Below are 16,514 nucleotides of genomic sequence, written 5' to 3' on the forward strand. Positions count from 1 at the left end.
GTCGCCTCCATGCTGAAATGGCATACGCTTGCGTCGTGGACGTCCTCGGAGCGTGGAGAGCGTTCCTCAACGTGAGCGAGCGGGGGAGCTTCACGGAGGGCGCGGCGGCCACGCGGGTGCCGCAGTCGGTCGCGAGCCGCCGGATCGCCGCCCTGGAGAGGCACCTCGGGGAGCGGTTGTTCGATCGGTCGTCGCGCGGGGCGATGCTCACCCAGTTCGGCCGTGACATGCTGCCCTCGGCGAAGCGTCTCGTGCGCCTGGCCGACGACATGGAGCACGAAGCGGAACGAGCCAAGCTCAATCCCCTTCGCCTCGCCGTTCCTGACATCTGCACGGTGCACGATCTGGCACGGCTCGACGCGGAGGCGCGCCGGAACGGCATCTACCTCGATCTTCATGCCGCCGCGCCGGCCGGACGGACGGAACTCGTCCGATCTCGCGAGGTCCGCGCCGCCCTCGCGGCGGTACCGCCGACCGACGCGGTCTGGTCCGTGGAGCTCGGGCTCGCCGGGGCCACGGACCTCCCCGCGGAAACCGTCTTCGTCGAGTTCCTCCGGGTCGGCCGAGCCGCGCAGTCGTCGAGGAGGAGCCGGATCTGGATCCAGCCCGAGGACGACGTCCCCCACATCCGCGACCGGATGTTCCGGATTCGAGACGCCGTCGGTCTCCAGCCCGCGCAGGTCACCGTCTCGGCCACGCTCACCGCCGCCACCGCGGAGGTCCTCGGCTCGGCGGACCTCCTCCTGTGCTCGCCCAAGCAGGCCGAGGAGTTGGGGCTGCACTGGCGCCCCGTCGGCGAGATCCACCTCGTCCGCGGCTTCGACGTCTCCGCCGCCGTCGGGGACGACGCGGAGCGCATCCGGACCCGGCTGTGGCAGGCGATCGCTCGCTGCCTGGGCGCGCGTGACCAGGAGGAAGGGACACCGTCATGGTCGAGAGCCTGATCCGTGAACTCCGGCGGACGCTCGACGACGCCGGGTTGAGCGGATCGTTCCTGGTCCGGGACCTGCATTCAGGCGACGAGGTCGGTATCGAGCCGGACCTGGAGTTCCCGATCGCCTCACTCGTCAAGGTCCCGCTCGCCGTCGCGACGCTGGAACGCATCCGGAAGGGTGAACTCGACGGCTCCACGCAGATCCTGGTGCGACCAGGCCGGATCACCACTCCGGGACCGACCGGGCTGAGCAGGTTCAGGCACCCCGCCCGGATCGCCGTCGACGACCTGCTCTACCTCAGCACCGCCGTGAGCGACGGCACGGCGTCGGACGCGCTGTTCGCCCTCACCTCGCCCGCCGAGGTCTCGGAGACGCTGCGCGGGCTGGGGCTCCACGGCATCGCGGTGCGCCACACCATGCAAGAGCTGGTCGAGACCCCGGCGGAACGTCTCGACCCGGACAACACCCATCTGGCCTACTTCCTCGCCATCGAAGCGGGGACGGCCGGGAGGGGACATCGCCTCCCGCAGCTCGACGTGACCCGCGCGAACGCGGGATCCGCGCGAGCGCTCATGAACCTCCTGCAGGCACTGTGGACCCCGTCCTCGATCGACCCGGGGGTCAGCGAGCGGGTGCGGACCCTCATGGCCGCCAACCTCCTGCGGCATCGGCTGGCGCCCGATTTCAGCTCCGACGCCTCGAAGTGGTCCTCCAAGACCGGGACTCTTCTCAACCTCCGCCACGAGATCGGCGTCGTCGAGCACGCCGACGGCCAGGTCTTCGGGGTCGCCGTCCTCACCGAGTCTCGGGTGCCGGCCATCAGCCAGCCCGGGGCCGAGGCGCTCATGGCGCAGGTCGCGCGTACGCTCCGCGATCGGCTACGACACGTGTGAACGCCCCGTGCCGTCTCGGAACTCACGGCACGGCGCCCGGACCCGCGGCGGCGAACGCAGGGATTCGCACCCCCGAGGTCGATCAGGAACGGAGTCGACCGGCGCCGTTCATGACCGCGCGGGCGGCCGATCGGCGTCCATCAGCGGCAGGCGAAGGACGAACCGGGCTCCTCGGGCCGAGTCCTCGATCCGCAGGCTTCCGCGGTGGACCTCGGCGGCCGTCCGGGAGATGGCAAGGCCGAGCCCGTTGCCCTTGGGGTCGCGGCGCCGTCCGTCGCTCAGGCGGACGAAGGGCTCGAAGACGCGTTCGCGGTCCTTCGGGGCGATGCCGTCACCGTCGTCGGTCACGGTCACCACCGCCTGGCCGTCCGAGCCCGCCGCGGTGACCTCGACGATCGTGGCGGCGTGTCGCTGCGCGTTGAACAGGAGGTTGCTCAGGATTCCGATCAACTGGATCCGGTTGCCGAGAACCTTCACCTCACCGTGGGTGCGGACGCGCACGGGAACGTCTCCGACCCGTGCGGAGGCTTCGTCCCTCACCAGCGCGCCGAGGTCGATCGGCTCGGGCGGGGCCGGGGTGACGGTTTGGACGCGGGCGAGCGACAGCAGGTCGTCGATGATCGCCCGAAGCCGTTCCGTGGTGGACAGCGACGTCCTGATGGTGTCTCGCGGATCCACGTCGTCCGGATACAGCAGCGCCTCCTCCAGCTGCGTCTGCAGGCCGGCGACCGGGTTTTTGAGCTCGTGGGAGGCGACCGAGGCGAAATGACGCTGGTACGTCGCCGACTCCTCCAGCCGGGCCAGGGTCTGGTTGGCGGTGTGGGCGAGCTGCGCGATCTCGTCACAACCGGGCGGCTGGGGCACCCGCAGACTCAGGTCGGTCACCGTGATCTCGGCCATCCTCGCGCGGATCGCCCTCACGGGGTCCAGCGCGCGGCCCACCGTCCACCAGGTCCCCCAGGTCGCCAGGGCGGCGATCAGCGCGACTCCGGCGGCGATGAAGAGCTCCAGGAGATGTTCGGCCAGAAGGGGCGGCTGGGCCGTTCCGGCGAGGACATAGTGGGGTTCGCCCTGCCAGAAGACGCGGGTCTCCAGGGGAGGGATCCGGAGGGCGGTGAGCACGACGCACCCGCTGCGGGGGGAACACTCGGTGCGGTGCTGGACCGGGTCGTAGAGAGGGGGCCGCAGGGTGCTCATGAACGGCCGGCTCGCCGCCTCCGGGCTGGCCGCCAGCACCCGGCCGTGGGAGTCGACGAGCTGGAGGAGGTCGATGCGGGCCTTGGGAGTCAGATGCGAGGTGCTGCCGGCCTGCCACCCGGTCACGTAGGTGGCGGCGCGCAGGGACTCCTGGAAGAGGCCATCCTCGATCTTGGTCCGGATCGCGAGGTCCAGGCCGACTCCGATCACCATGAGGACGATCAGGGACAGGATCCCGGCGACCAGAGTGAAGCGTGCCTGAATCGAGTGTGGACGCAGATGACGTAACAACGCCTGCCCTCCCAAGATGGTCCTTGCTTTCCGTCGCCCCGTCTCTTTGTCATATGTCCAGGTCAAAGGCATTAGAAAAAGATTATCCAGAGATTTGGCGAACGACAGACAAAGAGCTGATCGTCGGCATGAATATACGATTACATGCCCTTATTTATGCCAATGTTTGGAGTGCTCTTTACCCTGGGGAGGGCCCTGTTCCAGTAAAGGGTGACATCGGCGGGCCTCCTTCGCGCGTCGGCCGCCTCGGCGTTCCGCTCGTCCGGCGGGGAGGGGCCGTGGTGCGCGTCCGGCCTCAAGCGCCGTAGGAGACCAAGAGCGGGCGCCCCCGTAGGAGCCGCCCGCTCTTCCTCGTCCATCGCGACGCCCCTGTAGGAGCGCCCGCTCTTCCTCGTTCGTCGCGACGCCCCCGCCACCCGGTGCCCGTGTGCGGAGGGCCGGGACCTGGGCGGCGTACGGACTCGCTCAGGTCAGGACATCGTCCACTTCTGGTTCGCGCCGCCGGTGCAGTCCCACAGCTGGAGGCGGGTGCCGTCGGCGCCGGTGTTGCCCGTGACGTCCACGCACCTGTTGGTCGCGGGGTTCACCAGGTCCCTGGTCGCCGCGTTGTAGGTCCACTGCTGGTTGGCGCCGCCGAAACACGACCACAGCTGGAGCCGGCTGCCGTTGGCCGTGCCGTTGTCGACGACGTCCAGGCACTTGCCGAGCACGCGGAGCGTGCCGTCGCCGGGACGGGTCCACTGCTGGGCGGTGGTGCCGTTGCAGGTGTAGAGCTGAACGGCGGTGCCGTCGGCGTTGCTGCCGCCCGCGACGTCCATGCACTTGCCGGCCAGGCCGGTGACGGTGCCGCCCGTACCCCCGGGACCGCCGGGACCGCCGCTGCCGGGGGTCCCGGCCCAGGTGAAGGTGGCGGTGGTGCGGGCCGGCAGGGAGTAGACGAAGGACTGGTCGCCCCAGTTGACGCGGACGGACTGGGCCGAGGTGCCGCGGTTGTGCGCGATCAGGGCCTTGGAACCGTCGGGGTTGCGCCAGGCGACGTTCTGGATCGTGCCGTTGGCGGTGGAGTCGATCCGGTACGCCCCGGGCCTGACGAACTTCGTGAGGTGGCCGGTCGTGTAGTACTCGATGGTGTAGTCGACCTGGCCCGCGCGGGAGCCGCCCTCCTGGACGGTGATCAGGCCGGTGCAGGTGCCGCAGCCGCCGTTGTGCGGGCCCATGCCCTGGTTGAGCGCGAGGCTCCACTTGACGAGGCTGCCGCTCCAGTTGCGGGCGTAGTTGACGATGTCGGAGAGATCGTCGTTGTGCTGGTTGCCGACCCAGGTGCCGCCCGAGTGCTCGGTGCTGAACTGGCGTACGGCCGGATACTGGTTGTGGACCTGCGTGCCGATCGCGGGGTCGCCGCCGTAGCCGTGCCAGGCGATGCCGCCGAACAGCGGGTCGTTGCGCACGGCCGCGTCGTTCAGCACGCCGGCGCCCATGCCCGCGTAGTCGCCGTAGTTCCAGTCGTGGACGAGGACCTTGGTCGTGATGCCCGCGGCCCGGAAGGCCGGGTAGACGTGGTTCTTGGTGAACTCGGCCAGCCCGGACGAGTTCCAGCTCATGCCGGGGTAGTTCATCGCGGTCGGGTTGCCCGCCTGGCAGCAGTTGGGCTCGTTCTGCACCGAGATGTAGTTCACCGGGACGCCGGCGGCCTGGTAGCTCTGGATGTACTTGACCAGGTACTGGGCGTACATGGGGTAGTACTCGAACTTGAGCCAGCCCATCTGGTCCATCCGGCCGTTGTCCTTCATCCAGCCGGGGGCGCTCCACGGCACGCCCTTGACGCGCAGCTCCGGGTTGAGCGACCTGGCCTGCTGGGTGAGCAGGCGCACGTTGGTGTCGTACCCGTTGACTCCGAAGTCGTTGAGGTCGCAGCAGGTGTCGTCGAGGGAGACGTTGCCGGGCCGGGAGAGGTCGGAGGCGCCGATCGGGTTGCGCACGAACGACAGGCCGATGCCGTCGGTGGGGTGGAAGAGCTTGCGCATCACGGTGTCACGGGTGGCCGCGCTGATCGGACCGCCGCGCAGCAGGTAGGCGGTGGTGTCGGTGATCGAGGCTCCGCCGCCTTCGAACTGCTGGTAGGTGGTGCCCTCGTTGACGGTGATGGTGTGGTTCGCGCCGCCGCCGGCGGGACCGAAGGCGATGGGTGACTGCTGCTGAAGACCTCGCGTGACGGTCCGGCCGCCCGCGTCGGAGGTGGTGGTGAGCCAGATGTTCACGGGCTCACCCGCGGCGAGGGCGGGTGAGGCGCCGACGGGCCCCGCCACCAGCAGGGCGGTGACGCAGGCGACGGCCAGGGTCAGAGCCCGGCGAGGAGGTCGAAACACGGCAGGGGTCCTTTTCGGGGGGGACGATTGGGCCCGCGACGCCCCGGGCGGCTCGGATCGGATCGCGCGCGTCACCCTGGAAACCGTCGCTGTAACAAATGTAACAAGTAAGAAACTTACCTGTTGCAGCACAGGACAACACATAGTGAATTTGGTTGTCAAGGCCAGAGTTGACGCACTCTACGCGCGTCCCGAAGCGTGACCGCCGATGAAACAAATGAAACAAAGCGCTCAGCGGGGAGCGGGCCCGGTGGAGTCGCGAACGATCACGTCGGTCCCCAGGGAGACGTGCAGCGCCTCCAGCGTGTGCCGGCTGAGCAGTCGCATCAGCAGCGTGACCGCCATCCGGCCCATCTCCTGCAGAGGCTGGCGCACCGTGGTCAGCATCGGCAGGGTCGCCCGGCTGAGGTCGATGTCGTCGAAACCCGCGACCGACAGGTCGCCGGGGACGCTCAGGCCGCGCTCGGCCGCCGCCCACAGCGCGCCGACCGCCATCTTGTCGTTGAACGCGACCAGCGCCGTCGGCCGCTCCGGCAGATCGAGCAGTTCGCAGGCCGCGCGGTAGCCGTTCTCGGCGTTGGGCTCCAGCACGTTGCGGAGCAGCTCGGCCGACGGCAGGACCCCGACGTCGGCCAGCGACGCGGTGTATCCGGCCAGCCTGGCCTCGCTGGGCAGCCACTTCACGGGACCGCCGATGATGCCGACCCGGCGGTGACCGAGCTCGACCACGTGCGCCATCAGCTTGCGCGCGCCCGCGAAGTGCGCGGCCGACACCGCCACGATGTCCTTGGGCGGAGGCGTCCTGGGGTCGATCACCACGAAGGGGAACCGGCGGTCCCGGAGCCGTACGAGCTCCTCGCCCGGCTCCGGGGGGAGGATCAGGATCGCTCCCGCGATGTCGGAGCGGCCGGGCAGGCCGGAGAGCGCCGGGCGCCGGGCCGACTCGCCGGTGCTCAGGATCATCTGCCCGCCGTGCAGCTCGACGGTCTCACCGATCGAGGAGACGATGAGCCCGAAATAGTCGGTCAGCAGATAGGGGCAGCGCACGTAGACCGTGCCGCCGGCCATCGTCTCCTGCGCGGCGCGAGGCCGGGGCGCCTGGTCCCCGAGGCGGCCGACGACCTGTAACACCAGCTCCCGGGTGTGCGGGGCGACGTTGGACTGCCCGTTCAGGACCCGGGAGACGGTGGCGATCGACAGGCCCGTCTCCGCCGCGATGTCGCGCACGGTCGCGCGCATCCCGGGCCTAGCCAATCGTCGCCCCCTGGTAGCCGTGTCCCTGGTCGTCAGCATAACCACCGGCGGCGACGGGGAGCCCGGAGACGACGGGTCCGCGTTCGAACCGGTCCGCGCGGGCGTCCTTCAGGGGACGCGGCTCCCCGCCGAAGCCGGTGGTGACCGTACTCCGACGGTGGGCCGGCCGCAGTGACGTCCCAGCTCACGAGGGGTCCGGAATTGGTTGAGCTTTGCCCCGTTTTGAAGTTGTTTGTAACACTTGGGGGTCTCGGACCACTTCCTCGTGTCGGAACACAACACCCGGGACGAAGGGGGGCCGGCGGTGACGGATGATTCTCAGCGGTTCACCACCATGTATGACGAGTGCCGGCAGCGAGTATGGGCCTACGTGGTCAGCCAGGCGGGCCGGCAGGTGGCGGATGAGGTGGTGAGCGAGACATTCGCGATCGCCTGGCGGCGGTTCGACGATGTGCCGGAGCCCGCCCTGCCGTGGCTGCTCGGGGTCGCCCGCAACGTGCTGCGCGACAACATTCGCGCCGAGATCAGGCGCGAGTCGCTCGCCGGCGAGCTGCGTGCCTGGACCGAGGAGGATCACGCCGAGCGGGTGGCCGAGCGGCTGGCCGTTCTCAAGGCGATGACCTCCCTGACCCAGGACGAGCGCGAACTTCTGATCCTCGTGGCCTGGCAGGGACTCAGCCCGCGCGACGCGGCCCGCGTCGTCGGATGCTCTCCGGCGGCCTTCCGCGTGCGGCTGCACCGCGCCCGCAAGCGGCTGGTCCAGGCGATGAAGGCGGCACCGTCGGTCCGCTCCCGGTCCCGGGTGCGCAATCTCAGTGAGGAGTGGTCATGAACCCGATGGATCAGCTGCGGGCGGCGCGCCCGGCCCACCTCGACACCCCGGTGGACGAGAGCACCCGGGCCGCCGAGCTTTCCCACGCCATGGCGCAGGCCAGGCCGGCGCGGCGCCGGAAGATCTCCCGGCCGGTGTGGGGCCTGAGCCTGGCCGGCGCGGCGGCGGCCGTCACCGCCGCCGTCGCGGTGACCGTGACCGGTGGAACGGCGCCGACGCAGGGCACCGCGGCCGGCGGTACGACGCCGTCGCCGAGCGCCCCGTCCGCGACCCGGAGCGGGCAGCCGGTCGTCCGGCTCTCGGCCAAGCAGATTCTTCTCGTCGCGGCCGAGTCGTCGCTGAAGGCCCGGGAGGACGACAGCGGGGCGTACTGGTACGTCGAGGGGGTGAGCGGCAACGCCAGCCGGGTGGGCACCGCGGTGCGATACACGGTGCACAGCACGGGCAGCCATCGGCTCTGGGTGGCTCGCTCGCCCAAGGGTGAGAGCTGGTTCGTCGACCAGAACCTGGGGACCAAGCCCGCCCCGGGCGAGGAGGAGGCCTGGAAGAAGGACGGCTCGCCGGCGAAGTGGACGGTGGAGATGCCGGCCCCCAAGCAGAACGACAAGCAGGGGACCAAACGCCTGGTGATCGAGGCCAAGGCGGGCAAGCCGTTCGGTAACCCGATCAACCTGGGCGACAAGGTCTTCGACCTGGCCGGGCGGAACGTGTCGGTGGCCGAGCTCCAGGAACTGCCCACGACCGCGGCGGCGCTGAAGAGGCGTCTGCTGCAGGGTTACGCCGGTCACGGCACGGAGTCGAACGAGAAGCAGGACGCGAACACCTGGCTCTACCAGGTGACCTCCGGGCTGCTGAGCGAGATGCCGGTGAAGCCCGCCGTCCGGGCCGCGGCCTACCAGGTGCTCGCCGGGATGGACGGGGTGCGGTCGCTGGGCGAGGTCACCGACGCGCTGGGCCGTAAGGGCCAGGGCATCGCGCGGCCGGAGGCCTGGTCCGACGGCCGGTTCGAGCGGCAGCTCATCGTCGACCCGGAGACCGGGGTCCTGCTGACCGACCAGATCGTGGCCGTCCGGGCGACCGGGGCGTACGCCTGGGCGAAGCCCGGCACCGCCATCAACTGGACGTCGACCACCGAGGCCTCGTGGACCGACAAGGAGCCCGTCAAGCCGGAGTAGGCCCGGAGGAGGCCCGCCCCGCTGTTTCCCCCCGGCGGGGCGGACCCGGAGACGACCCCGTGTACCGGCCGCCCGTCCCGCGCCGGGTCAGCCGCGGGTGAGATCCATGATCCAGTTGTTCACCCAGGTCTCCCCGCCGTCCGTTGAGAACGCCTGTTCCCAGCGGGCGGACCCCTCGGTGATACCCGACCAGACGAAACGCACCCGGACCGCCTCGCCCGCATGGGTGTCGTCCCCGTAGAACTCACCACGGCCGTCGGTGAACCGGCCGACGACCGGCGGGAACAACCGGCCGGTGCGCTTGCTGGACCAGTACAGGGACCACTGCTCGCGCTCGTGGTCGTACAGCCGCAGGGTGAGCCCGGAGAAGCCCTTCGTCGGAAACTCGATCTCGTCGAAGTTCGCTCCGCCGTCGAAGTGCCGGGAGGCACGGCTGACGGCGGGAAACTCCTCCCACTCGCTCGTTTCGTCGAGGAAGTCCGTACGCCACCGGTTGGCGACGTTCCAGGTGCCGGTGAGGAAGTCGAAGTCGTTCACGAGCGGTCTCCCGTGGTGCCCTCGGGGAGCGAGTCGGCGAGGTAGGCGTCAAGGTCGGGGGAGCCGGGCGCGAGCATGTGCCGTACCCAGGCGTCGCGCTCGTGGAGGATGGGCGGCAGCTCCCAGACACAGCCGATCAGTGACCGGTCCAGCCGGACGAAGTTCGTCGGGTCGTCGTCCGGGCAGCCCAGCACCGGCTGGCCCGCCGCCGCCCCGCCGAAGCGCAGGACGTTGTCCCACACCCAGCTGTACGCGTTGAGGTAGGCCCCGTCGTCTCCGCCCCTGTGGAGGACGACGAAGGTGGCCGGCGGCGTGCCGTCCGGCTCGGGCAGGAGCTCGGGAAGGATCGCGTACGCGGCTTTCTCAACCTCGGGATCGATGCCGGCGGGGTCGGCGGTGACGTGGTAGCGCTTGATGTGTCGGCCGCTCATCTCGATCGGGGACGGCACCCGCAGCAGTTTCTCGGTGAAAGCCATGACTGGACCGTAGGGCCGCTCCACTGACATCTTGTGTCAGTGAAGTCCAGCCGGCTCCTGTCGATCCTGCTGCTGCTCCAGACCAGGGGCCGGATGACCGCCGCCCAGCTCGCAGGGGAGCTGGAGGTGTCGGTACGGACCGTCTACCGCGACATCGAGTCGCTGCACGGGGCGGGTGTGCCGCTCTACGGGGACGCCGGGCACTCGGGCGGTTACCGGTTGCTCGCCGGCTACCGCACCCGCCTCACCGGGCTGAACGCCGGCGAGGCGGAGGCGCTCTTCCTCTCCGGGATCCCGGGGCCCGCCGCCGAACTCGGGCTCGGCCCGGCCCTCGCGACCGCCCAGCTCAAGCTGCGCGCGGCGCTCCCGCCCGAACTGCGCACGCAGGCCGACCGGATGCGGTCCCGCTTCCACCTCGACGCGCCCGGCTGGTACGCGGAGGACGACGACATCCCGTATCTTCCGCGGGTCGCCGACGCGGTGTGGCACAGCCGGGTGCTCGACGTCCGCTACCGCCGCTGGAAGGAGCCGACCGACGTCGACCGGCGGCTGGAACCGTACGGCCTGGTGCTCAAGGCGGGTCGCTGGTACCTCGTCGCGGGGCCGGGGCCGCGTACGTACCGGGTCGACCAGATCCTGGAACTCGCCGTGCGGGACGAGGAGTTCCAGCCTCCCGAGGACTTCGACCTGGCCGGTTACTGGCAGCGCCATCAGGCGAACTTCCACGCCCACCTGTACCGGGGCGAGGCGGTCGTCCGCCTCTCGCCCCGGGCGGCGTCCCGTCTCACCGGAACGGTCGCCCGAGCCCTGACCGGCACCGGAACCGTCGAACCCGACGGCTGGATTCGCGCGGTGCTCCCCATCGAGTCGCTCGACCACGCCCACGGGGCGTTCCTCGCCATGGGCGCGGACGTCGAGGTCCTCGAACCACCGGAGCTGCGGGCGCGCCTCGCCGAGACCTCCCGCGCCCTGGCGGCCCGCTACGCCTCCGCCTGCCGGCCCTGAGGCACGGGTGCGAACCGTGACGACCACCGCGGGGCGGTCGTGTCGTCCGGGGCCGAGATGAGGGCGAGCGGTGAGCCCGCTTGGCGGAGATAAATCTTTTTGTCGTATTTAAATTCATGAAATACGGCGATGAGCTGCCAGAAGATCCGATGGCAGGATTCGACCGCCGATTTGGGTTGCATGGGTCTTCTGGAAGCGGGAAGTCTTCCCCGCGCCCCTCGACGGAGGATCACCGCCGGGCAGTGGTTCTCGGTCTCGACGGGGCAGGCGGAAACGCTTCTTCACTGTCCCCCGTTCGTTCCGGATCAAGCCCGATGGAGAACATGGTGACGCCAGCAAACTCTGATAAGCCAACCGAAGTGTTGTCGAGCGGACCACGCCGGCACGTCCCACGCTCACTTGCCCTCGCCGCCGCCACCGTCGTGCTGGTGGGCTCCGGCGGGGTGTCCTCTGCGTACGCGGCGTCGCCGGCGCCCACCCCGACGGGGCCGGAGACGCCGGTTCCCAGCGTGACGGTGACCGAGACGCCCACCGAGACGCCCACCGGGACTCCCGACCCGACCCTGACTCCCGACCCGACGCTCACCCCGACCCCGACTCCCACCGCCACCACGGCGCCCCGCGTCCCCCCGCTGGCGTTCCCCGGCACGATGCACGGCGAGTTCGTCCTGCCGGCGAGGGACGGCTGCGGCTTCACGGTGTTCGCCCAGACCGGTGAGGCGACCGTTCTGTCGCAGGACTCGATCACGGTGAGAAGCCAGGACGGCTTCGAGAAGGTCTACACGATCAACGACTCCACCCGGTCCGTCACGGGCCGGCGGGGCAACGAGGTCAGGCAGGGCGACTGGGTCTCGGTGACCGCCACGACCGTGGGCGAGACGGCGACGGTCGCCTATGTCTTCGACCTGTCGCGGCCCAACAAGAGCTTCTGGCGTGGCGACAGCTGGTGGTCCTCCAAGCAGTGGCGGTCGGGTAACAGGTGGCGCACTCCCACCCCCTGCCCCACACCGACCGTCCCGACGACGCCCCCGGAGACCCCTCCGCCCACGGACCTGCCGACGACGCCTCCGGACCTGCCGACGACTCCTCCGGAGACGCCGGTGCCCACGGAGACCCCCGTGCCCACGGAAACCCCCGTGCCCACGGTGACCCCGACTCCCACGGTGACCCCGACGACGCCCGTCGCGGGACCGACCCCGGAGTGACGGGCACCGTGCCCCTTCCGGTTCCGTCTCCCTGAGTCCATCCCTTCGAGCGCTTTCACGACGGCCGCGGCACGGCTTCTCCCGCCGCGGCCGTTCGCGTCGGGACGGCGAGCCCCACCGGAGACCGTCCCCACCGGACCGGGTGAAGGTCACCGCCTGGTGCTGAAGACGATCTCGACCCGCCGGTTCTTCGCCCGGTTCTCCTCGATCGGCCGCCCCTTGACGATGTTGGGCAGCTTGGGTCGTCGCTCGCCGTGGCCACGGGCCTGGAAGGTCACGTCCGGCAGCCCCTTCTGGAGGGCCTGCCGTACGGCCTGCGCCCGCTTGAGCGACAGCGCGTCGTTGTAGGCGCTGCCGCCCTGGTCGTCGGTGTGTCCCTCGACCCTGACCACTCCGCCCGCGGACTCGGCCCGGATCTTCGCGGTGACCCGCCGCAGTCGCTGCAGCGCCTGCGGCGTCAGCACGGCCTTGTCCAGCGCGAACAGCACGTCGCTGGTGAGTCCCACGACGACCTCGTCGCCCCTCTCGGACTCGCTCTCCGCGCCGTCCATGGACTCGGTCTCGGGGACGATGTCCTCAACGGGGAACACCAGGTCCTCGACGATGAAGGTCGAGCCGGCCGGCGGGGCGTCGGGCGGGACCGTGGGATCGGCCCAGGCGGCCGAGCCGGACCCGGCCGTCAGGGCTATCGCGAGCAGGACCGTCGCGATTCGCTCAGGAGATCGGGACATCGGTGAACACTCCCAGGTCGGGGAACTCGATGTTGACCTTCGTGACGTCGGCGGGCGGCGCGCCGTAGACCGCGTACAGCTCAAGCGAGCTGCCGCCCTTGATGGTCTCGTTGGACGGGCTGCACACGCACTCGGCGTCTTCGCCGGTGCCGTTGCGGGCGACGAGGTAGCGCTTGCCGTTGACCGGGTCGATGAGCTTGACACCCGAAACGGTGAAGTCCAGGGTCGCGCTGCTCAGGCGAGAGCCCACGTACCAGCTCTCGTTGCGCTCGTCGAGGTTGGCGATGGTCCAGGTCAGCGTGGCGATCTTGCCCTGCCGCCTGAGGCCGGTGATGTCGACGCGCAGGTTGCTTCCGCCGTGTGCGACCTTGCGGCTGGCGATCGCCCTGAGTTCCTCGGCGGGGGCGGTCTGCGGGTCCGCGGCCGGAGCCGTGGCCGTGGCCGGCGCGTCCTCCGCCGGAGCCGTGGCCGGCTCCTTCTCCGCCTGCTCCTCGGAGGCCGTGCGCTGCTGGGAGACGGCCTGCTTCTCCTCGCCGCCGCCGCCCAGCGGGCCTGGCAGCACCCCGCAGCCTGCCAGGACGGCCGTCGCCGCGACCATGACAAGGATCTTGATTCGCATGCTTGTCGTACCTCGTGTCCTCGGTTGGCGTTGAAGACGATCCCGGCGCGCCGGCACCCGGCGCCGTTCTCCTCGACAGGACCGCCGCGGCGTGATCCCTGCTCGCATCCCGTCGCACCCCTGTCTGTCGCGGACCGTGTCGAGCTCGACCGTAGGCGGGTCACCTTCAGGATCCGCATAGTGCGCTATACGCGCAGACCGCGGCGCCTTCGCGCCTCGCCGGCGAGGTCCTCGGCCCTGGCGAGGCCCTGCCTGTCACCGAGAACGCTGAACTCTCCCATAGCGCGCGTTACGGCATCAACCGCCTTGTCTATCTCGTCAAGGTCCAAAAAGGCCGCAGCCAGGGTCAGCAGCGCCTGCGCGGCACCCCTGCGGTCCGCATGCTCGCGGAACGTCCCGAGCGCCTGCTCCGCGGCCCCTCTGGCGGCGTCGGGCCGGCCCTCCGCCATGGCCACCCCGGCCAGGACCACCAGTCCCTCGGCCTCGGGCAGCCGATCTCCCAGCCGTCTGACCAGGCCGAGACCGTGTTCGGCTCGCCTGCGGGCCTCGGAAGGCCGCCGCTGGTCCAGGTGGAGCCCGGCGAGGTCGAGCGAGACGGCCGCCTCGCCGCGCGGATCGCCCAGCTCGCGGTAGGTCTCCAGGCTCCTGACCAGTAGGTCCTCGGCGCGCCGTACCCTGCCGAGGGCGCGCATCGCGTCAGCCCTGCCGCGCTGGTCGCCCGCCGCGGAGAACGCGGTCAGGCAGGCCACGAAACAGGCCTCCGCCTCCGGCGACCGTCCCTGGGCGAGGTGGACCAGGCCGAGGCGGTGCCGGATGCGGGCCACCTCGCTCGCCTCCGCCAGCGGAAGCGCCAGTCGAAGGGCTTCGGCCGCCTCCGTCAGGCGGCCCTCCACGCGGTGCAGATCGGCCAGGGACCGCAGCAGCAGCGCCTCGCCGTGGCGGTGGCCCGTGCGCCGCGCGGACCGCAGGCCGAGCTCCACGGTCTGGCGCCAGTCCTCGCGGTGCGCGCCGAGGTCGAGGAAAGGCGTCAGGTAGAAGGCCAGCCGCCAGGCCGCCTCGTCCAGGCCGCTCCGCTGGAAGTCGGCGACGGTCGCGACCAGGAACCCCCGCTCGGCGGCCAGCCAGCGGGCCGACTCCCTCAGCTGCGTGGTCTCCAGGGCGATGGCCTGCTCCGCCGTACGGGCCAAGGTCTGGCCCGAGCCCGGCTCGGAGGGCAGGAGCAGCGCCCTGGCCCGCCGGGTACGGTCGAGGATCTCGCGGGAGGCGGCGGCGAGGACCCGGGCGGGAGGCCCCTCCTCCGCGGTCAGGCGCTCGGCGGCGTAGAGCCTGGTCAGGTCGTGCCAGCCGTACCTCTCCTGACCGCTCGGGTCGAGCCCGTGCGCCTGCAGCAGGCCCGCCTCGGTCAGCGCCTCCAGCAGCGGATCGGCGGGTGCGCCCAGGACGGCGGAGGCCGCCCACGGGGCGAAGCCGGGTGTGGACAGCGCGCTGAGGCGGCGCAGCAGCAGACGTTCCCGATCCGAGAGCGCGCGGTAGCCGAGCGCCAGGCTGCTCCGCACGGTCAGATCTCCCGTGCTGAGCTCGTCGAGCCGGCCGCGCTCGTCCTCAAGGCGTCCCGCCAGGTGCTCCAGTGTCCAGCTCGGCCGCCGCGCCAGCCGGGACCCCGCGATCCTGAGCGCCAGCGGCAGCCCGCCGCACAGCACCGCGATCCGCATGGCCGCCCGCGGCTCGGCCCGCACGCGCCGCTCGCCCACCACCCTGGACAGCATCGCCACGGACTCGCCGGGATCGAACACGTCGAGCTCGAAGGCGCGCGCCGCCTCCAGACCCGCCAGCGGCGAGCGGCTGGTCACCAGGGTCATGCAACCGGGCCCGGTGGGCAGCAGCGAGCGGACCTGGGCCTCGTCCGCCGCGTCGTCCAGCACCACCAGCAGCCGTCGCCCGCTCACCATGCTGCGGTAGAGGCGGATCCGCTCGGCCAGGTCGGCGGGCACGGCTCCCTCCGGGCACCCGAGCGAGCGCAGCAGGTCCTCTAGCATCGCGCCCGGCGTCCTGGCTCTCAGCGAGGCGTAGAGCCGCCCGTCGGGAAAGTCGAGCGCGGTGGCCGCGTGGATCGCCACCGCGGACTTGCCCGACCCCGCCGGGCCGTGCAGCACCAGATGGACGGGCGCGGTCCCGGCCGGGGGCACGGACCGGCGGATCCAGTCCAGCACGCGCTCGCGCCCGGTGAAGTCGGCGACATCGGGCGGCGTCTCGTTCGGCACGGCCCGCGCGGGGGAGCCGCCCGCCAGCACACGCTCGTGCGCCTCCCGCAGCTCGGTGCCGGGTTCGAGCCCGAGCTCGTCGACCAGCAGCCGTCTCGCCTCCTGGTAGGCGCTCAGTGCCTCCGACCTGCGCCCCGCCTGGTCGAGCGCCAGCATGAGCTGCCCCCATGCCCGCTCCCGCAGGGGGTGCGCCGTCACGAGCGCGCGCATCTCACCCACGACCTCCGCGCCACGGCCGAGCGTCAGGTCCAGCGCGACGCATTCCTCGATCGCGGTCAGCCGCAGCTCCTCCAGCGGTACGGCATGCGCCCGCCGTAGCTCGCCCGAGTCGATGCCGTCCAGCGCGGGCCCCCGCCAGAGCGCCAGGGCGGCACGCAGGTCGTCGGCCGCTTCGGCGGTCCTGCCGGCGTCCCTGGTCCGCCTGCCCGCGGTCACCAGGCGCTCGAACCTGTGCGCGTCCACCAGGTCGGGATCGACGTCGAGGAGATAGCCGCCGGGTACGGTGCGGATCCCGTCCACCACCTTGCGCAGCGCGCTCACGTATACCCGCAGCACCGCATCGGCCGAGGTGGGCGGCCGGTCGCCCCACACCTCGGCGATGAGCCGGTCGACGGTCAGCGGCCGTCCCGGCCGCAGCAGCAGCGCGGTCAGCAACGCGCGGTGCTTGGCGGGGCCGGGCGTCAGGTCACGCTCGCCCTCAAGGACCCGCAACGGTCCCAGCACGCCGAACCGCACCG

General features: G+C 71.1%; 14 protein-coding genes. 6 read left to right on the top strand and 8 right to left on the bottom strand.

Annotated elements, in window-relative coordinates:
- Nucleotides 1-35: 35 nt before the first annotated feature.
- A complete protein-coding gene (locus J2853_RS37125) occupies nucleotides 36-944 on the top strand; it encodes a LysR family transcriptional regulator (RefSeq protein ID WP_307565607.1) in 909 nt (302 codons plus the stop codon).
- Nucleotides 929-1,828, top strand: coding sequence for a serine hydrolase (locus J2853_RS37130; protein WP_307565609.1), 900 nt, complete (start codon nucleotides 929-931; stop codon nucleotides 1,826-1,828). Before J2853_RS37125 ends, J2853_RS37130 begins: the two co-directional genes overlap by 16 nt.
- A 108-nt stretch (nucleotides 1,829-1,936) precedes the next feature.
- Here J2853_RS37130 and J2853_RS37135 read toward each other — a convergent pair whose 3' ends face one another.
- The 3 genes from J2853_RS37135 to J2853_RS37145 form a co-directional block, all read right to left on the bottom strand.
- Nucleotides 1,937-3,316: a sensor histidine kinase gene (locus tag J2853_RS37135; RefSeq protein WP_307565611.1), complete on the bottom strand. Its 1,380-nt coding sequence runs from the start codon at nucleotides 3,314-3,316 to the stop codon at nucleotides 1,937-1,939.
- A 470-nt stretch (nucleotides 3,317-3,786) separates the two neighbouring features.
- Nucleotides 3,787-5,682, bottom strand: a complete 1,896-nt coding sequence (locus J2853_RS37140; RefSeq protein WP_307565613.1) for a ricin-type beta-trefoil lectin domain protein — start codon at nucleotides 5,680-5,682, stop codon at nucleotides 3,787-3,789.
- A 231-nt stretch (nucleotides 5,683-5,913) separates the two neighbouring features.
- Complete coding sequence (locus J2853_RS37145) at nucleotides 5,914-6,921, bottom strand: LacI family DNA-binding transcriptional regulator (RefSeq protein ID WP_307565614.1); 1,008 nt, start codon at nucleotides 6,919-6,921, stop codon at nucleotides 5,914-5,916.
- Nucleotides 6,922-7,240: 319 nt separating this feature from the next.
- On the opposite strand from J2853_RS37145, the gene J2853_RS37150 reads away from it, so the two are divergent.
- Together J2853_RS37150 and J2853_RS37155 are read left to right on the top strand one after the other, a co-directional pair.
- Nucleotides 7,241-7,768 (top strand): RNA polymerase sigma factor, encoded by a 528-nt coding sequence (locus J2853_RS37150; protein WP_307565616.1) that lies wholly within the window; start codon nucleotides 7,241-7,243, stop codon nucleotides 7,766-7,768.
- The gene (locus tag J2853_RS37155; protein WP_307565618.1) at nucleotides 7,765-8,943 is read left to right on the top strand and encodes a CU044_5270 family protein; all 1,179 of its coding nucleotides are present in this window, start codon (nucleotides 7,765-7,767) and stop codon (nucleotides 8,941-8,943) included. Before J2853_RS37150 ends, J2853_RS37155 begins: the two co-directional genes overlap by 4 nt.
- Nucleotides 8,944-9,030: 87 nt before the next feature.
- Here the strand turns inward: J2853_RS37155 and J2853_RS37160 are convergent, their stop codons facing one another.
- On the bottom strand, nucleotides 9,031-9,480 hold the full coding sequence (locus tag J2853_RS37160; RefSeq protein ID WP_307565620.1) for a hypothetical protein: 450 nt from the start codon (nucleotides 9,478-9,480) through the stop codon (nucleotides 9,031-9,033).
- On the bottom strand, nucleotides 9,477-9,956 hold the full coding sequence (locus tag J2853_RS37165; RefSeq protein WP_307565622.1) for a hypothetical protein: 480 nt from the start codon (nucleotides 9,954-9,956) through the stop codon (nucleotides 9,477-9,479). Before J2853_RS37165 ends, J2853_RS37160 begins: the two co-directional genes overlap by 4 nt.
- 39 nt (nucleotides 9,957-9,995) lie before the next feature.
- On the opposite strand from J2853_RS37165, the gene J2853_RS37170 reads away from it, so the two are divergent.
- Both J2853_RS37170 and J2853_RS37175 read left to right on the top strand, forming a co-directional pair.
- The gene (locus tag J2853_RS37170; protein ID WP_307565624.1) at nucleotides 9,996-10,961 is read left to right on the top strand and encodes a helix-turn-helix transcriptional regulator; all 966 of its coding nucleotides are present in this window, start codon (nucleotides 9,996-9,998) and stop codon (nucleotides 10,959-10,961) included.
- 359 nt (nucleotides 10,962-11,320) lie between these two features.
- Nucleotides 11,321-12,166 (top strand): hypothetical protein, encoded by an 846-nt coding sequence (locus J2853_RS37175; protein WP_307565626.1) that lies wholly within the window; start codon nucleotides 11,321-11,323, stop codon nucleotides 12,164-12,166.
- Between the two features lie 149 nt (nucleotides 12,167-12,315).
- Here the strand turns inward: J2853_RS37175 and J2853_RS37180 are convergent, their stop codons facing one another.
- The 3 genes from J2853_RS37180 to J2853_RS37190 form a co-directional block, all read right to left on the bottom strand.
- On the bottom strand, nucleotides 12,316-12,897 hold the full coding sequence (locus J2853_RS37180) for an OmpA family protein (protein WP_307565627.1): 582 nt from the start codon (nucleotides 12,895-12,897) through the stop codon (nucleotides 12,316-12,318).
- On the bottom strand, nucleotides 12,881-13,516 hold the full coding sequence (locus J2853_RS37185) for a hypothetical protein (RefSeq protein ID WP_307565630.1): 636 nt from the start codon (nucleotides 13,514-13,516) through the stop codon (nucleotides 12,881-12,883). The genes J2853_RS37180 and J2853_RS37185 overlap by 17 nt, the downstream gene beginning before the upstream one ends.
- Before the next feature lie 185 nt (nucleotides 13,517-13,701).
- A complete protein-coding gene (locus J2853_RS37190; protein WP_307565632.1) occupies nucleotides 13,702-16,512 on the bottom strand; it encodes an AfsR/SARP family transcriptional regulator in 2,811 nt (936 codons plus the stop codon).
- Between the last annotated feature and the right edge of the window lie 2 nt (nucleotides 16,513-16,514).

It is taken from the genome of Streptosporangium lutulentum (assembly GCF_030811455.1).
GTDB classification, from domain to species: Bacteria; Actinomycetota; Actinomycetes; order Streptosporangiales; family Streptosporangiaceae; genus Streptosporangium; species Streptosporangium lutulentum.

Coding starts and splice junctions, on each gene's coding strand:
- J2853_RS37130 (WP_307565609.1), top strand. CDS start 929: ATGGTCGAGAGCCTGATCCGTGAACTCCGGCGGACGCTCGACGACGCC.
- J2853_RS37145 (WP_307565614.1), bottom strand. CDS start 6,921: ATGCGCGCGACCGTGCGCGACATCGCGGCGGAGACGGGCCTGTCGATC.
- J2853_RS37180 (WP_307565627.1), bottom strand. CDS start 12,897: ATGTCCCGATCTCCTGAGCGAATCGCGACGGTCCTGCTCGCGATAGCC.
- J2853_RS37155 (WP_307565618.1), top strand. CDS start 7,765: ATGAACCCGATGGATCAGCTGCGGGCGGCGCGCCCGGCCCACCTCGAC.
- J2853_RS37165 (WP_307565622.1), bottom strand. CDS start 9,956: ATGGCTTTCACCGAGAAACTGCTGCGGGTGCCGTCCCCGATCGAGATG.
- J2853_RS37185 (WP_307565630.1), bottom strand. CDS start 13,516: ATGCGAATCAAGATCCTTGTCATGGTCGCGGCGACGGCCGTCCTGGCA.